This window comes from gamma proteobacterium symbiont of Scutellera amethystina (genome assembly GCF_059730845.1).
Genome location: NZ_AP035935.1, coordinates 4,040,499 through 4,056,218, shown reverse-complemented (window position 1 = coordinate 4,056,218; position 15,720 = coordinate 4,040,499). Strand labels below are relative to the sequence as shown.

12 protein-coding genes, 4 tRNA genes and 2 other RNA genes are annotated in these 15,720 nt (G+C 59.0%); 14 read left to right on the top strand and 4 right to left on the bottom strand.

The window, feature by feature from the left end:
- The first annotated feature begins 6 nt into the window (after positions 1-6).
- The 13 genes from rfbA (at position 7) to AC6I79_RS19130 (ending at position 8,064) form a co-directional block, all read left to right on the top strand.
- Positions 7-888, top strand: coding sequence for a glucose-1-phosphate thymidylyltransferase RfbA (gene rfbA, locus AC6I79_RS19190; protein ID WP_159378059.1), 882 nt, complete (start codon positions 7-9; stop codon positions 886-888).
- A complete protein-coding gene (gene rffC, locus AC6I79_RS19185) occupies positions 866-1,561 on the top strand; it encodes a dTDP-4-amino-4,6-dideoxy-D-galactose acyltransferase (protein WP_058758102.1) in 696 nt (231 codons plus the stop codon). The genes rfbA and rffC overlap by 23 nt, the downstream gene beginning before the upstream one ends.
- Positions 1,561-2,691 (top strand): dTDP-4-amino-4,6-dideoxygalactose transaminase, encoded by a 1,131-nt coding sequence (gene rffA / locus AC6I79_RS19180; RefSeq protein ID WP_021506983.1) that lies wholly within the window; start codon positions 1,561-1,563, stop codon positions 2,689-2,691. The genes rffC and rffA overlap by 1 nt, the downstream gene beginning before the upstream one ends.
- Positions 2,691-3,944, top strand: a complete 1,254-nt coding sequence (gene wzxE / locus AC6I79_RS19175) for a lipid III flippase WzxE (protein ID WP_159378060.1) — start codon at positions 2,691-2,693, stop codon at positions 3,942-3,944. Before rffA ends, wzxE begins: the two co-directional genes overlap by 1 nt.
- Positions 3,941-5,011 carry a TDP-N-acetylfucosamine:lipid II N-acetylfucosaminyltransferase gene (gene wecF / locus AC6I79_RS19170; protein ID WP_159378061.1) on the top strand — a complete coding sequence of 357 codons (1,071 nt, stop codon included), beginning with the start codon at positions 3,941-3,943 and terminating at the stop codon, positions 5,009-5,011. The genes wzxE and wecF overlap by 4 nt, the downstream gene beginning before the upstream one ends.
- A complete protein-coding gene (gene wzyE / locus AC6I79_RS19165; RefSeq protein WP_021506980.1) occupies positions 5,008-6,351 on the top strand; it encodes an ECA oligosaccharide polymerase in 1,344 nt (447 codons plus the stop codon). Before wecF ends, wzyE begins: the two co-directional genes overlap by 4 nt.
- Positions 6,352-6,379: 28 nt before the next feature.
- A complete protein-coding gene (wecG, locus tag AC6I79_RS19160) occupies positions 6,380-7,114 on the top strand; it encodes a lipopolysaccharide N-acetylmannosaminouronosyltransferase (protein WP_059010782.1) in 735 nt (244 codons plus the stop codon).
- Between the two features lie 159 nt (positions 7,115-7,273).
- Positions 7,274-7,350 (top strand) — tRNA-Arg (locus tag AC6I79_RS19155).
- A 90-nt stretch (positions 7,351-7,440) separates the two neighbouring features.
- A tRNA-His gene (locus AC6I79_RS19150) sits at positions 7,441-7,516 on the top strand.
- A 16-nt stretch (positions 7,517-7,532) separates the two neighbouring features.
- A tRNA-Leu gene (locus tag AC6I79_RS19145) sits at positions 7,533-7,619 on the top strand.
- 36 nt (positions 7,620-7,655) lie between these two features.
- Positions 7,656-7,732, top strand: a tRNA-Pro gene (locus tag AC6I79_RS19140).
- Positions 7,733-7,767: 35 nt separating this feature from the next.
- A non-coding RNA gene (locus AC6I79_RS19135) (RtT sRNA) lies at positions 7,768-7,897 on the top strand.
- 37 nt (positions 7,898-7,934) lie between these two features.
- A non-coding RNA gene (locus AC6I79_RS19130) (RtT sRNA) lies at positions 7,935-8,064 on the top strand.
- Positions 8,065-8,692: 628 nt separating this feature from the next.
- Here AC6I79_RS19130 and hemY read toward each other — a convergent pair.
- Genes hemY through hemC form a run of 4 tightly spaced genes read right to left on the bottom strand, consistent with a single transcriptional unit; the run spans position 8,693 to position 12,724 of the window.
- On the bottom strand, positions 8,693-9,889 hold the full coding sequence (gene hemY, locus AC6I79_RS19125; protein ID WP_498027478.1) for a protoheme IX biogenesis protein HemY: 1,197 nt from the start codon (positions 9,887-9,889) through the stop codon (positions 8,693-8,695).
- A 2-nt stretch (positions 9,890-9,891) separates the two neighbouring features.
- The gene (hemX, locus tag AC6I79_RS19120) at positions 9,892-11,022 is read right to left on the bottom strand and encodes a uroporphyrinogen-III C-methyltransferase (protein WP_021506977.1); all 1,131 of its coding nucleotides are present in this window, start codon (positions 11,020-11,022) and stop codon (positions 9,892-9,894) included.
- Between the two features lie 23 nt (positions 11,023-11,045).
- Positions 11,046-11,786, bottom strand: coding sequence for a uroporphyrinogen-III synthase (hemD, locus tag AC6I79_RS19115; protein ID WP_058758110.1), 741 nt, complete (start codon positions 11,784-11,786; stop codon positions 11,046-11,048).
- Positions 11,783-12,724, bottom strand: coding sequence for a hydroxymethylbilane synthase (gene hemC / locus AC6I79_RS19110; RefSeq protein ID WP_127833526.1), 942 nt, complete (start codon positions 12,722-12,724; stop codon positions 11,783-11,785). Before hemC ends, hemD begins: the two co-directional genes overlap by 4 nt.
- A 317-nt stretch (positions 12,725-13,041) precedes the next feature.
- Here hemC and AC6I79_RS19105 point away from each other — a divergent pair, with 317 nt between their 5' ends.
- Positions 13,042-15,600 carry a class I adenylate cyclase gene (locus AC6I79_RS19105; RefSeq protein ID WP_058758111.1) on the top strand — a complete coding sequence of 853 codons (2,559 nt, stop codon included), beginning with the start codon at positions 13,042-13,044 and terminating at the stop codon, positions 15,598-15,600.
- The last annotated feature ends 120 nt before the right edge of the window (positions 15,601-15,720 follow it).

Here is a 15,720-nt window from a genome sequence, read left to right as displayed (position 1 = left end):
GCAACGATGAAAGGTATCATCTTAGCCGGTGGCTCGGGCACGCGCCTGCACCCGATAACCCGGGCGATATCCAAGCAGCTGCTGCCGGTGTACGACAAACCGATGATCTACTATCCGCTGTCGGTGCTGATGCTGGCGGGGATTCGCGACATTCTTATTATTACCACGCCGGACGATCGCGCCCATTTTGAGCGGCTGCTGGGGGATGGCAGTGAATTTGGCCTGCAGCTGCAGTATGCCGAGCAGCCGAGCCCGGATGGCCTGGCGGAGGCCTTTATCATCGGTGAATCCTTCATTGGCGACGACAGCTGTTGTCTGGTGCTGGGCGACAATCTCTACTTCGGCCAGGGCTTCAGTCCGAAACTGAAAAAGGTGGCCGCGCGCAGCCACGGTGCCACGGTTTTTGCCTATCAGGTCATGGATCCGGAACGTTTTGGCGTGGTGGAGTTTGATGACGACTTCAACGCGCTGTCGATTGAAGAGAAGCCGCAGCAGCCGAAATCGCGCTGGGCAGTCACCGGCCTCTACTTTTACGACAACCGCGTGGTGGAGTTTGCGAAGCAGGTGCAGCCCTCGGCGCGCGGCGAGCTGGAAATTACCGCCATCAACCAGATGTATCTGGAGCAGGGCGAACTGGCGGTGGAGCTGCTGGGGCGCGGCTTTGCCTGGCTGGACACCGGCACCCACGACAGCCTGATTGAGGCCAGCGTGTTCGTGCAAACGGTGGAGAAACGCCAGGGCTTTAAAATTGCCTGCCTCGAAGAGATTGCCTGGCGCAACGGCTGGCTGAGCGATGAGCAGCTGCTGGCAGCGGCACAGGCGTTGACCAAAACCGGCTACGGCCAGTATCTGCTGGATATTCTGCATGCCCGTCCGCGTCAGTATTGATCCCCTTGCGTGGGAGAGCGACTTCTTCCGCTGCGCCACGGCGCGGCTGACGCTGGATGGCGATGTGCCGCTGGCCGAGGCGCTGCAGCAGCCTTACACGCTGTGGCAGGTTAAGGTGCCAGCGCAGGACAGCGCGGCGATAGATGCGCTGAGCCAGCACGGTTTTCAGCTGGTGGAAGGCGAAGCGGATCTGGCGATCAATATCAAACGCACCGAACGGCAGACCGGCGTGCGCATCGCGCGCGAAGCGCAGATCCCGCAGCTGCGCGCGGCAGCGGCCCAGGCGTTTAGCCAGAGCCGTTTTCGTGCTCCCTGGTTTGACGCTGAAGACAGCGGTCGCTTCTACGCACAGTGGATTGAGAACGCGGTGCGCGGCACTTTTGATCACCAGTGCCTGATCGCCTGCGACGAGCAGGGCGCGCTGCAGGGTTTCGTCTCCATGCGCGAAGTCGCCGGTGATGCGCGTATCGGTCTGCTGGCGGTGCTGCCGGCGGCGCAGGGCAACGGCGTCGGGCAGCGTTTGCTGCTGGCGGCAGCCGACTGGGGCCGGGTGCGCCAGCTCGAACGTCTGCGGGTCGCAACCCAGCTCAGCAATCTTACGGCGATGCGCCTCTATTTACGCAGCGGTGCCCGGCTGGAAAGCACCGCCTACTGGTTTTACAGGAAAGCCTGATGATCCCATTTAACGCGCCCCCGGTTGTGGGCACCGAAGTTGACTATATGCAGTCGGCGATGGCCAGCGGCAAGCTGTGCGGCGACGGCGGCTTTACCCGGCGCTGTCAGCAGTGGATGGAGCAGCATTTTGGCAGCAAAAAAGTGCTGCTGACGCCCTCGTGCACCGCTTCGCTGGAGATGGCCGCGCTGCTGATCGATATCCAGCCCGGCGATGAAGTGATCATGCCGAGCTACACCTTTGTCTCCACCGCCAACGCCTTCGTGCTGCGCGGCGCCACCATTGTGTTCGTCGACGTGCGTCCGGATACGCTGAATATCGACGAAACGCAGATTGAAGCAGCAATCACGCCGAAAACGCGCGCCATCGTGCCGGTACATTACGCGGGCGTGGCGTGCGAGATGGATACCATCATGGCGCTGGCAGCGAAGCATCAGCTGTATGTGATTGAAGATGCGGCGCAGGGCGTGATGTCGCAGTACAAAGGGCGCGCGCTGGGCACTATCGGCCATATCGGCTGCTTTAGCTTTCATGAGACGAAAAACTACACCGCTGGCGGTGAAGGCGGCGCTACGCTGATCAACGAGGCGAAACTGATCGAGCGTGCGGAGATCATCCGCGAAAAAGGCACCAACCGCAGCCAGTTCTTCCGCGGACAGGTGGATAAATATACCTGGCGCGATATTGGTTCCAGCTACCTGATGGCGGATTTGCAGGCGGCTTATCTGTGGGCACAGCTGGAAGCGGCGGAACGCATCAACCAGCAGCGTCTGCGCCTGTGGCAAAACTATTACGACGCGCTGCAGCCGCTGGCGGCCAGCGGACGCATTGCGTTACCGGCGGTGCCGGCCAGTTGCCGTCACAACGCCCACATGTTCTATCTCAAATTGCGCGATAGCGAGGATCGCCAGGCGCTGATTAACTGGATGAAGGAAGCGGAGATCCTCACCGTGTTCCACTATATCCCGCTGCACTCCTCACCGGCCGGCACGCGTTTTGGCCGCTTCCACGGTACGGATGCGTTCACTACGCGCGAGAGCGAGCGCCTGCTGCGGCTGCCGCTGTTCTACAACCTGTCGGACAACAACCAGCGTACGGTAATCAGTTCGCTGCTGAGCTTCTTTGCCTGATGTCGTTAGCCAGAGCCTCAGTGTGGACCGCCTCGTCCACGCTGGTAAAAATTGTCGCTGGCCTGCTGGTGGTGAAACTGCTGGCGGTGAGCTTCGGCCCCGAGGGCGTCGGCCAGGCGGGTAACTTTCGCCAGCTGATTACCGTGCTCGGCGTGCTGGCCGGCGCGGGTATCTTCAACGGCGTAACCACCTATGTCGCGCAGTTCCGCCAGCAGCCGGCGCAGTTGCGCGCCGTGACCGGCACTGCATCGGCAATGGTGCTGGGGTTTTCCACGCTGCTGGCGCTGCTGTTCCTGCTGGCGGCGGAGCCCATCAGCCGGGCGCTGTTTGGCCACGCCGCCTGGCAAAACGTGGTGCGTATCGTCGCCTTTTTGCAGCTGGGCATTGCCTGGGCCAACCTGACACTGGCGCTGCTGAAAGGTTTTCGCGATGCGCGCGGTAACGCGCTGGCGCTGATCGCCGGCAGCCTGATCGGCGTGGTGGGTTATGTGCTGTGCTGGTGGCTGGGTGGCTATGCCGGTGCGCTGGTCGGGCTGGCGCTGGTGCCGGCGCTGCTGGTCGGGCCGGCGCTGTGGATGCTGCGACGCCACCGCGAGGAACTGCCGCTGCGCTGGCTGATGCCGCAGTGGCAGCAGGCACTGGCGCGTAATCTGGCCAAATTTACCCTGATGGCGCTGATGACGGCCGTGACCCTGCCGGTAGCCTGGGTGATGATGCGTAATCTGCTGGCGCAGCAGCAGGGCTGGGCGCAGGTCGGGCTGTGGCAGGGCGTCACCAGCATCTCCGATGCGTATCTGCAATTTATCACCGCCACGTTCAGCGTCTGGCTGCTGCCAACGCTGGCGCGGCTGGAGCATAAAGCCGACATCGCGCGCGAAATTGGCCGCGCGCTGCGCTTTGTGCTGCCGGCGGTGGCGGCGGCCAGCTTTTGTGTCTGGCTGCTGCGCGATGTCGCCATCTGGTTGCTGTTTTCGCCGCAGTTCAGTGCCATGCGCGATCTTTTTGTCTGGCAGTTGTGCGGTGACGTCTTTAAAGTAGGCGCCTATGTTTTCGGATACCTGGTGATCGCCAAAGCCTCACTGCGCTTTTATATTCTCACGGAAATCAGCCAGTTTGTGCTGCTGACCGCCTTTGCGCACTGGTTGATCCCACTGCACGGAACGGCGGGCGCGGCGCAGGCTTATATGGCGACCTACGTGCTCTACTTTGCCCTTTGCTGTGGCGCTTTCTTGATTTATTGCCGGAAAAAATGACGCTATTTCACGTGCTGGGCTCCGATATCCCGCATCACAATCACACGCTGCTGCGCTTCTTTAACGACGTCATGAGCGTCGAAGCGCCAGCCGACGCGCCGCGTCAGTTTATGGTGGTATCGGCCGCGCCGGATACCCTGCTGGCCTATCCTCAGCTGCAGATCGACGTGTATCCCAGCAAGCGCGCGCTGGCGCAGGCGGTGATCGCACGCGCCGCCGATCGCCGTCAGCGCTTCTTCTTTCATGGCCAGTTCAATCCGCGCCTGTGGCTGGCGCTGCTCAGCGGCAAACTGCGGCGACAACAGGCGTTCTGGCACGTCTGGGGCGCCGATCTCTACGAAGAGGGCGCCGGGCTGAAGTACCGCCTGTTTTATCTGCTGCGGCGTATCGCCCAGGGGCGCATGGCGCAGGTGTTTGCCACGCGCGGCGATCTGCACTTTTTCCAGCAGCGCCATCCGCGCGTACCCACTTCGCTGCTCTATTTTCCAACGCGTATGCCGGAGGCCGCGATACCCGCCCCTGCCGCCAGCGACAGCTTTACCATTCTGCTCGGCAACTCGGGCGATCGCAGCAACCGGCACATTGAAGGATTGCAGGCGATTCGCCGCCAGTTTGGTGAGCAGGTTAACGTGGTGATCCCGCTCGGTTATCCGGCCAGCAACTATGAGTACATCGATGAGATTGATGCTGCCGCGCAGCGCCTGTTTCCGCGCGGCCAGGTGACGCTGCTGCGCGACAAAATCGACTTCACTGCCTATCTGCAATTGCTGAGTCGCTGTCAGCTCGGTTATTTTATGTTCGAACGTCAGCAGGGCATCGGTACGCTGTGCCTGCTGATTCAGGCCGGCATTCCGTTTGTGGTCAACCGTAAGAATCCGTTCTGGCGTGACCTGAGCGAGCAGGGGCTGCCGGTGTTATTTAGCGCTGATGCGCTGGATCGCATGCGCGTGGCGGAGGCGCAGCGTCAGCTGGCGCAGTGCGATCGTTCCGCTATCGCCTTTTTTGCCCCGGGCTATCTGGCGGGATGGCGCCACGCCCTGGCGGAGAGTGAAAGGGAGTCGACATGAGCCTGCTGCAGTTTAGTGGTCTGCTGGTGGTGTATCTGTTTTCGCTGGGCTTCATTCTGACGCTGACCTGGCGCGAATTTAAACGGGTGCGTTTTAATTTCCACCTGTTCTTTACCCTGCTGTTTTTGCTGACCTTTTACTTTGGCTTCCCGCTGACCAGCGTGCTGGTATTCCGCTTTAACGTCAGCGTGGTGCCGGCAGACTATCTGCTGCAGGCGCTGCTGGCCGCCACCAGTTTCTACGCCATCTATTATGTCAGCTACAAAGTGCGGCTGCGGCCTGCGCAGGCGGCGCCGCGCAAACCCTGGCTGACGATGAACCGGGTGGAAACCCATCTGACCTGCCTGCTGCTGGCGCTGGTGGCGGTGGGAACCGTCACGGTGTTCTTTATGCATAACGGCCTGCTGCTGTTCCGGCTGTCGGCCTATAACCAGATCTTCTCCAGCGAAGTGTCCGGCGTGGCGCTCAAGCGTTTTTTCTACTTCTTCATTCCGGCGATGCTGATCCGCTATTTCCTTAATCCTACCCAGCGCCAGTGGCTGCTGTTTTTGCTGATCACGGTGGCGTTTGGTCTGCTGACCTATGCGCTGGTGGGCGGGACGCGCGCCAATATCATCATTGCCTTTGCACTGTTCCTGTTCATCGGCATTACGCGCGGCTGGATTACGCTGTGGATGCTGGTGGGGGCCGGCGTGATGGCGATTGGCGGCATGTTCTGGCTGGCGCTGCGTCGTTACAATCTCGACGTGGTGGGTGATGAAGCGTTTTACACGTTTCTCTATCTGACGCGCGACACCTTTTCGCCGTGGGAAAACCTTGCGCTGCTGCTGCAGAATTACGACAAAATCGATTTTCAGGGGCTGGCACCGATCTGGCGTGATTTCTACGTGTTTATCCCGGGCTGGCTGTGGCCGGATCGGCCATCGATGGTGCTCAACAGCGCCAACTATTTCACCTGGGAAGTGCTGAATAACCACTCCGGGCTGGCGATTTCGCCCACGTTGCTCGGCTCGCTGCTGATCATGGGCGGCGCAGGCTTTATTCCCCTTGGGGCGATAGCGGTCGGGCTGTTGATGAAAGGGTTTGATTCTCTCTACCAGCAGGGGCGCGAAGCCGGCAACCGCTACAGCGGTGCCATTTTGCAAAGCTTCTGCTTTGGCGCGGTGTTCAATATGATCGTGCTGGCGCGCGAAGGGCTGGATGCATTCGGCTCGCGCGTGGTGTTCTTTTGCCTGATTTTCGCCGCCTGTGTTGGGCTGGCGAAGTTACTTTTCTGGCTGTTAGCGCGTGCCGGGCTGATTCGCCCGCGCGCGGAGCCAGTTTTATCGCGCTCTGCTTAACCTCCGGGCCTGACGGGAAATACCGACCATGGAAACCGATCATCCGCGTTATACCCTGCGCGGCATCGATTTACACGCTTTCGCCGATATGGCGAGCTTTCTTCACTTTCTGCTGCCGGACGGCAAGCCGCGCAGCGGCACGCTGGTGGCGATCAACGCCGAAAAGATGCTGACGCTGGAAGAGGATGCCCAGCTGTGCGCGCTGATCGCCGCCGCGGAGATCAAGTACCCGGACGGCATCAGCATTGTGCGTTCGCTGCGTAAAAAGTACCCGCAGCTAACGGTGAACCGCATCGCCGGCGCCGATCTGTGGGAAGCGCTGATGGAACAGGCGGGCCGCAGCGGTATTCCGGTGTTTTTAATCGGCGGGCGTGAGCAGGTGCTGCAGGAAACCTGCGATAAATTACGCCGTCAGTGGAATGTCAACATCGTGGGCAGCCAGAACGGCTACTTCGCTCCAGCCGAACGCGAGGCGCTGTTTGCGCGCATTGCCGCCAGCGGGGCGCAGATTGTGACCGTGGCGCAGGGATCGCCGCGCCAGGAGCTGCTGATGCGCGACTGCCGCGAACACTGGCCGCACGCGCTATATATGGGCGTCGGTGGCACCTATGACGTCTTTACCGGCCACGTCACGCGTGCGCCGCGCATCTGGCAGCAATTAGGGCTGGAGTGGCTGTATCGCCTGATACGCCAGCCATCACGCTGGCGCCGCCAGTTAAAACTGCTGAAATATTTACGCTACCACTGGCGCGGCGATCTGTAACGCGGCAGGAATAGTGCTGTAATTCCGGCAGGTTAAGCAGGCAAATTGCGTTATTTATCGACGGAATGCACAAAGCGTAAGCAAACGCGATTTTTTTATGAAAAAGCACTGGACAGCCTGGAGTCAAATACGTAGTATGCCCATCCGCAACGGCGCTACGCGCCCGTAGCTCAGCTGGATAGAGCGCTGCCCTCCGGAGGCAGAGGTCTCAGGTTCGAATCCTGTCGGGCGCGCCATTTAGTTTGTGCGCAAGAGATTCGGTGGTTGGTTTAACCGCGTTATGCAGTGCATTAAGTAAGCGGTTACGCTTACGCACCAGAATTATGGTGGCTATAGCTCAGTTGGTAGAGCCCTGGATTGTGATTCCAGTTGTCGTGGGTTCGAGTCCCATTAGCCACCCCAGATTTTGCTGGGACATGCGAAGGTGGCGGAATTGGTAGACGCGCTAGCTTCAGGTGTTAGTGTTCTTACGGACGTGAGGGTTCAAGTCCCTCTCTTCGCACCAGGCAAAACAAGTAAGCAGTAACAGGCAGTACAAAATCGGCGAGTAGCGCAGCTTGGTAGCGCAACTGGTTTGGGACCAGTGGGTCGGAGGTTCGAATCCTCTCTCGCCGACCATATTCGAAAAGCCCGCTTTGTAAAAAGCGGGCTTTTTTCGTTCGTAGAAAAAGAGGATGAGAACCTCCGAAGGAGTTTTGAGCCGAGCGAAGCGAGACAACGTTGCGTCAGCAACGGCCCGCAGGGCGCTTCTCGCAGAGAAGCGTAATCCTCTCTCGCCGACCATCATTTAAGAAACCTGCTTTGCAAAAAGCAGGTTTTTTTTCGTCTGTAGCAAAAGAGGATGAGAACCTCCGAAGGAGGTTTGAGCCGAGCGAAGCGAGACAACGTTGCGTCAGCAACGGCCCGCAGGGCGCTTCTCGCAGAGAAGCGTAATCCTCTCTCGCCGACCATCATTCATGAAACCTGCTTTGAAAAAAGCAGGTTTTTTTCGTCTGTAGCAAAAGAGGATGAGAACCTCCGAAGGAGGTTTGAGCCGGGCGCAGCGAAGGAAGAGCAGTCGGGGAAGTTGTCGCTATTACGCGACATATAACCTGCTGATTTTTAATAGTCTTACTTTTCCTTGCACAGCCTGTCGCTCAGCGGAGACAGCTTTAAGCAGGTGTGTCGCAAATTCCCGACGTTGCTGCCGCGCTCTGTCCCTTACTGCTGGCTAAATGACTGATATAAAATAACTTCCCGAGATTCATGCCATTCTGGCACGCTTTGTGCAATAATCTCTGCGTAGATGCTCATTCCACCTCTTATGTTTGCCAATGCAACATAAACCTGGGAATGATGCAGAGCCCCTTACGGTATCCGTTGTCCAGCTGGCAGTAACGTGCACGCGCTACTGCAGTAAGAAGGACATTACGTTGAGTCGGATACCATCAGTTGTCTTACCGACCTGATCTTACACCTGCTTCTGGCAGGTGTTTTTTTATCTGCCGTTCACGGATTGATGCCGTATTCCCTGCACGCTCTTTCAGGCAAAAAAAAGCCGGGACTGGCCCGGCGTGCACAAAAATAACAACTGTAAAATCAGGCTCCAGGATTGTTCTTCAGCGTCAGTAACAGACCTTCGCGACGCATTTTAGCCGCGTCTTCCGGGCGATGCAGGCGATCGTAAACGTCCGCCAGCCAGGCATAGTCAAAGCCATCCGGACGCTGTGCCAGCGCCTGCTGGAAGGCTTCTGCGGCCTGCTGCCATTCACCGTGGCGCATCAGCAGCTGGCCGAGCGTGCTGTGCAACAGCGGCGTGGCGCCGTGCTGCTTGATCTGCTGACGCAGCGCTTTCTCCAGCGCCTGCGGGTCACCGCTTTTGATACGCGGCATCAGCAGCACCAGCCGATCGTCATACTGACGCTTCAGCCCTTCCAGCACGATGCTTTGCGAGGTGTCCGGATCGTCGCACTCGATCAAATGCTCAGCCATCGCCACCTGCAGCGGGGTCTCCTGGCGGGTTTTGCGACTCTGGTTCTGCCACCATTTTTTCAGGCCTTCGCTGCCCTGATCGGCCATGGCCTGATTCATCAGACCCAGCCATGCCTGCTGCTGCAGCGCGTTACGCTGGTTCTCATCGTTAATCTGCGCCTTCTGCATAGAGGGCAGGATATCCAGCAGTGCGCCCCAGGCGCCGGTGCGGATATAAGCCTGCTCGGCCAGACGCAGCACTTCCGGATGGCGCGGCGCCACTTCCAGCAGGCGATCGATACCGTGACGTGCGGCGTGATCTTCGTTACGCGCCAGCTGCAGGCGCACGCGGGTGATCTCAACCGGAATGGTATCGTTCTCGGAAAGCTCAGAGGCGCGCTCCAGATGCTGGTTAGCACGGATTTCATCGCCACGCTGCTGCGCTGCTTCCGCCGCCAGCAGATAGTTCGCCACCGGCTGATCGGCGTGATCGGCATTCTTTGACAGCAGCTTTTCTACCTGACGATAATCGCCTTCCGCCAGCTTCATCAGCGCGCTTTGCGTGTGACGCTGGGCGCTGCGACGTTTCCGCCCGGTGAACCAGCCGCGGGTGCGGGCGCCGGTGCGGAACAGGCGACGCAGAATCCATTCGACCAGCAGAATCACCAGCAGGCTGAGAATCAGGATGATGGCCAGACCGGTGACGCTGGTCTCAATGTTCCAGTTATCGGTCTGGATCAGCACGTAGCCCTGATGGCCGGCAACCATCGGCCCCAGCACAATGCCGGCAATCAGCAGCAGGAAAAGCACCAATACTTTCAGCATGGTTAGCCTCCCTGTTGATCAGCCGCAGCCGATGGCTGCGCCAGCAGATTGCGCACGCGCGTTTGCATCAGTTTTTCCAGCAGCGCCTGGCTCTCCAGCGTGTCCGGCACGTCCATCGAAATACTCTGCTGACTCAGCTCGTCGAGCTGGGCGAGGAAGGCTTTGGTCGCCGCATCGTTAGTGTCGTACCAGGCACGCACCCAGGTGGATACCGCATCGATGGACTGTTTGTAGATCTCATCCTGATGGCGCGGCACCGCCTGCGCGGCAATCAGCAGACGTGAACGGATATTTTCGCGCAGATAAACATCCTGATTCGGTGCCAGCAGCGGCTGCGCGGTGTTATCGCGGCGGCGGATGGTGATGAAATCATCCATGAAGTTGTGCCAGCTCTTCACCAGATTCTGACGCCACTCGTGCAGCGAGCTGGAGAGCTCACCGCTGTCGGCATCCATCGGCGACTCATCGCTGTCGTTATCGGCCAGACGCAGATTATCCACGCCGTTCGACAACTGGTTCAGCTTGAGGATGATGCCGTCGTAGTCCACCTGGCTGACCGCCGCCAGTGAACTGATGTCCTGAGTCAGCGCGCGGCGCACGTTCATGATGCTGGGATCGTTCATCTCCGCCAGGCTGCTGTCCGCGCTTTTCAGCAGCGCTGCCGCGGTGGTGACGTCCTGATCGCTCCACAGTTTGCGACCCGCCAGTTTGACGAGGTAGTCGGCCTGCGCCAGCAGCCAGGTGCGGGTATCGTTGCCGGAAATAGTGGCCACTTTTTCACGCAGCGTCTCCAGCTCTTTCGCGCTGTTATCCTGCTGGCTGCGCGCTTCCTGCAGCGCGGTGTTGGCATCCGCCAGCTGCTGCGAGAGCTGTTGTTTATCGCTGCCCAGTTGCTGCTGCAGGGCGCTCAGCTGCTCGCTCAGGTTCTGGTTAGTCTGAGCCTGTAAGTCGGCCTGGTGTTTCCCATTCAGGTAAAGTCCCGCGCCAATCGCCAGTGCAATGACAATTGCCACCGCGCTCAGCACCTTGCCGTCGCTCTTTTTCGCGCGAGGCGGCTGGCTGGCTGGCGTCGGGGAAGTGTCCGCAGGGGTGGTTTCTTCAACCATGGCGGAGGAGTCTTTTTGTTCCGTCATTGTGGCTCATCCCAATGTTAAGTTCAGCGTAACGCACGCAGCAGCGCGTCGTTATCCGCACCATCGGCTACCTCAATCTCCTGCCAGCCTAATTCGGCGGCCTGGGTAGCCAAACGTTCACTGACGACCAGTAGTCGACAGTGCAGCAGCCATTCCCGCCGATCGATTGGCGGAAACAGCGCAAACAGTTGTTGTAACATTTCACCGCTGGTCACCACCAGCGTGGTAATACCGCGATCGCGCCAGCGACGGCCTTCAATCGCGCCGTCGTACTGCTTTTCACAGCGCTGATAGCACTCACAGTATTGCACGTCCGCGCCGCGGGCGATCAGCGTCTCCGCCAGCAGTTCACGGCCCGGACTGCCGCGCAGAATCAGCGCACGCTTGCCGCTGACCTGCTGCAGGCGATTCAGCCGCACCAGCTCTTCGCTGGTTTCCCGCGCATGCGGATAGTCAACTTTCAGATTACTGACGGTGTGCAGCGCCAGCGCGGTGCTGCGACCAATGGCATAATAGTCGAGAAATGCCGGCCACGCGCTGCGCTGCTGCTGTAAAGCGGGCTGGGCAAAGTGCACCACCTGCTGCGACAGCAGAAATACCAGGTCACCGGGCTGCAGGGCGGCCAGCTTCAGCGGCAGTTGGGGGAGATCGCGACCCGGCGTGAATTCAATCAGCGGAAACGACCACGCCAGTTTGCCCTGGCTGCGCAGGCGCGCGACCAGTTCGCTGGCGGCGGGTTCCGGACGGGTCACGAGGATAGTCATGCGGGCGGGTGTCCCTGATAAACTTCACGCAGAATGTCACGCGCGCCGCCGTCCAGCAGCTCTTCGGCCAATGAAATCCCCATCTGTTCGGCCTGTTCACGCGGGCCGCGGCGTTCGCCCACCACCATCTGGCTGCCATCCGGCGCACCGACCAGGCCGCGCAGCCACAGCTGATCGTCTTCCAGCACGGCAAAACTGCCGATCGGCACCTGACAGCCGCCTTCGAGACGGGTATTCATGGCGCGCTCGGCGCGCACGCAGACGGCTGTGTCGCTGTGGTTCAGCGCCTGCAGCAGCGTAATTAACGGCTGATCGTCGAGGCGGCACTCAATGCCGACCGCGCCCTGGCCCACCGCCGGCAGGGAAAACTCCGCCGGCAGCGCCTGGCGAATGCGATCTTCCAGTCCAAGGCGTTTCAGCCCGGCGGCAGCAAGAATGATGGCGTCATACTCGCCGGCGTCCAGTTTGCTGAGACGCGTACCGACGTTACCGCGCAGCGAGCGAATCACCAGATCCGGGCGCCGTGCGCTGATCTGGCACTGGCGACGCAGGCTGGACGTGCCGACCACCGCGCCCTGCGGCAGCGCGTCAATCGAGGAATAATGATTCGAGACGAACGCGTCGCGCGGATCTTCGCGCTCGCAGATGGTCACCAGTCCCAGACCGTCGGGAAAATCGACCGGCACATCTTTCATGGAATGCACCGCCATATCGGCACGGTTTTCCAGCATCGCCAGCTCAAGCTCTTTGACAAACAGTCCTTTGCCACCCACTTTCGCCAGCGGCGTATCAAGGATGACATCACCTTTGGTGACCATCGGCACCAGCTCAACCTGCAAGCCGGGATGCGCAGCCATCAGGCGCTGTTGGACATATTGTGCCTGCCACAAGGCAAGCGGGCTTTGCCTGGTAGCAATTCTGAAAATTTTGTTTAACATGCTGTTAACCATTTTGATCGTTCATCGATTATCCTATCATTGATAGGGGAATGCTGTCAGTTTCAACGGATTGACCAGGCTGCAATCTCAGACCGGAGCCCGCTTTTTACGGCGTCAGATTCTGAGGCTGGAGTCCGAAAATGCAGGGCTACGTTTGGAACGTGCTAAACTGTCAGGTAGCGCAACTTTCTTTACGGTCAATCTTCCAGGTGTTAGATTGATCACGTTTCCAGCAATAATTTGCCCGACATCTTTATTATTAAGCGGCAGATTTTGGAAACAGGGTGCTTAACACTGGGACAATCAGGCGAAACGTCTTGTACCTCTACATTGAGACACTGAAACAGAGACTGGATGCGATTAACCAGCTGCGTGTAGATCGCGCACTGGCTGCCATGGGACCTGCTTTCCAGCACGTCTACAGTCTGCTGCCAACATTACTGCATTATCATCATCCGCTGATGCCGGGTTACCTTGAAGGTAGCGTTCCCCATGGCGTCAGCTTCTTTGCGCCTGATGAAAACCAACAGCAGCTGCTGCAACAGTTAGCGGGCGACCATCCGCTCGAACTCAGCAGCGCGGTGAAGGGCGAACTGCCTATCACCGGCATCTACTCGATGGGCAGCACCTCGTCCGTCGGCCAGAACAGCGTCTCCGATCTCGACATCTGGGTATGCCATCAGTCATGGCTGGATAACGAAGAGCGTCTCAATCTGCAGCGCAAGTGTACGCTCCTGCAAAAATGGTGTGTGTCGCTGGGTGTGGAAGTCAGCTTCTTCCTGATCGACGAAAACCGTTTCCGCCATAATGAGAGCGGCAGCCTCGGCGGTGAGGACTGCGGTTCTACCCAACATATTTTACTGCTGGATGAGTTCTACCGTACCGCCGTGCGCATGGCGGGCAAACGCATTCTGTGGAACATGGTGCCTGGAGAAGAAGAACATCACTACGACGATTACGTGATGTCGCTCTATTCACAGGGCGTGCTGACGCCGAATGAGTGGCTGGATCTCGGCGGTCTCGGCACGCTGTCGGCGGAAGAGTATTTCGGTGCCAGCCTGTGGCAGCTGTATAAAAGTATCGATTCGCCGTACAAAGCGGTGCTGAAAACCCTGCTGCTGGAAGCTTACAGCTGGGAATACCCGAACACGCAGCTGCTGGCGATGGATATCAAACAGCGGCTGCACGACGGCGAAATTGTCTGCTTCGGTCTCGATCCCTACTGCATGATGCTGGAGCGCGTGACGCGCTACCTGACCAGCGTCGATGACACCGCGCGCCTCGACCTGGTGCGCCGTTGTTTCTACCTCAAAGTGTGCGAAAAACTCTCCAGCGAGGAGCAGCATCCGCGCGCGGGCTGGCGGCGTGAAATTTTGTCGCAGCTGGTGAAAGAGTGGGGCTGGGACGATGAGAAGCTGGCGGTGCTGGATAATCGCGCGCAGTGGAAAATCGAACGGGTGCGCGAGGCGCACAACGAGCTGCTGGATGCGATGATGCAGAGCTATCGCAACCTGATCCGTTTTGCCCGTCGCAACAATTTAAGCGTCAGCGCCAGCCCGCAGGACATCGGCGTGCTGACGCGTAAATTGTACGCCGCGTTTGAAGCGCTGCCGGGCAAAGTCACGCTGGTGAACCCGCAAATCTCGCCCGATCTGTCGGAAGAGAACCTGACCTTTATTCATGTGCCGGCGGGGCGCGCCAACCGTGCCGGCTGGTATTTATATAACCAGTCGCCGGACATGAGCTCAATCATCAGCCATCAGCCGCTGGAATATAACCGTTATCTCAACAAGTTAGTGGCATGGGCGTGGTTTAACGGACTGCTGACGCGCAAAACCCGTCTGCACATTAAGGGCAACGAGTTCTGCGATCTGCCGCGCCTGCAGGAGCTGGTCAACGATGTCTCCAGCCACTTCCCGCTGCGTCTGCCGGCACCGACGCCGAAAGCGCTCTATAGCCCGTGCGAAATCCGGCATCTGGCGATCATCGTTAACCTCGAACACGATCCGACCTCGGCGTTCCGCAATCAGGTGGTGCACTTCGACTTCCGAAAGCTGGATGTATTCAGCTTTGGTCAGCAGCAGCAGTGCCTGATCGGCAGCATCGATCTGCTGTACCGCAACTCATGGAACGAAGTGCGTACGCTGCACTTTAGCGGCGAGCAGGCGATGATTGAAGCGCTGAAAACCATTCTGGGCAAAATGCATCAGGACGCCGCACCGCCGGACACGGTAGAAGTATTCTGCTACAGCCAGCATCTGCGCGGCCTGATTCGTACCCGCGTGCAGCAGCTGGTGTCGGAATGCATTGAGCTGCGCCTGTCGAGCACGCGTCAGGAGCCGGGCCGCTTTAAAGCGCTGCGCATGGCCGGTCAGACCTGGGGCCTGTTTTTCGAACGCATGAGCGTCTCGGTGCAGAAACTGGAAAACGCGGTCGAGTTTTACGGCGCGATTTCCAACAACAAGCTGCACGGTTTGTCGATCAAAGTTGAATCGAACCAGACGCCGCTGCCACCGGTGGTCAACGGCTACGCCAGCGAAGGCATCATTCAGTTCTTCTTTGAAGACACCAGTGACGATCGCGGCTTCAACATCTATATCCTTGATGAAAGCAACCGGGTTGAGGTGTATCACCATTGCGAAGGCAGCAAAGAGGAGCTGGTACGTGACGTCAGCCGCTTCTATTCGTCGTCGCACGATCGCTTTACCTACGGCTCGAGCTTTATCAATTTCAACCTGCCGCAGTTCTATCAGATTGTGCACGCCGGCGATCGCTTCCAGGTGATTCCGTTCCGCAGCCAGACGCTGACGCAGCTGTGCGCCACCCAGCCGGACAACGACAACGGCGACTTCCAGCCGCGCTACCAGATGCACTAAAGCCGCTGTGCTGCACGCAGTGGCCTGCCCCCGTTTCTGAACCTTCTGCCGGATATTTCCTGTTGCTTTTACAACGTCAACTGCGATGATAAGCAGCTGGGATTTGGATAAAAAGAGCAG

Coding starts and splice junctions, on each gene's coding strand:
- wecF (WP_159378061.1), top strand. CDS start 3,941: ATGACGCTATTTCACGTGCTGGGCTCCGATATCCCGCATCACAATCAC.
- wecG (WP_059010782.1), top strand. CDS start 6,380: ATGGAAACCGATCATCCGCGTTATACCCTGCGCGGCATCGATTTACAC.
- rffA (WP_021506983.1), top strand. CDS start 1,561: ATGATCCCATTTAACGCGCCCCCGGTTGTGGGCACCGAAGTTGACTAT.
- rfbA (WP_159378059.1), top strand. CDS start 7: ATGAAAGGTATCATCTTAGCCGGTGGCTCGGGCACGCGCCTGCACCCG.
- hemD (WP_058758110.1), bottom strand. CDS start 11,786: ATGACTATCCTCGTGACCCGTCCGGAACCCGCCGCCAGCGAACTGGTC.
- wzyE (WP_021506980.1), top strand. CDS start 5,008: ATGAGCCTGCTGCAGTTTAGTGGTCTGCTGGTGGTGTATCTGTTTTCG.
- wzxE (WP_159378060.1), top strand. CDS start 2,691: ATGTCGTTAGCCAGAGCCTCAGTGTGGACCGCCTCGTCCACGCTGGTA.
- hemY (WP_498027478.1), bottom strand. CDS start 9,889: ATGCTGAAAGTATTGGTGCTTTTCCTGCTGCTGATTGCCGGCATTGTG.
- hemC (WP_127833526.1), bottom strand. CDS start 12,724: ATGTTAAACAAAATTTTCAGAATTGCTACCAGGCAAAGCCCGCTTGCC.
- rffC (WP_058758102.1), top strand. CDS start 866: ATGCCCGTCCGCGTCAGTATTGATCCCCTTGCGTGGGAGAGCGACTTC.
- hemX (WP_021506977.1), bottom strand. CDS start 11,022: ATGACGGAACAAAAAGACTCCTCCGCCATGGTTGAAGAAACCACCCCT.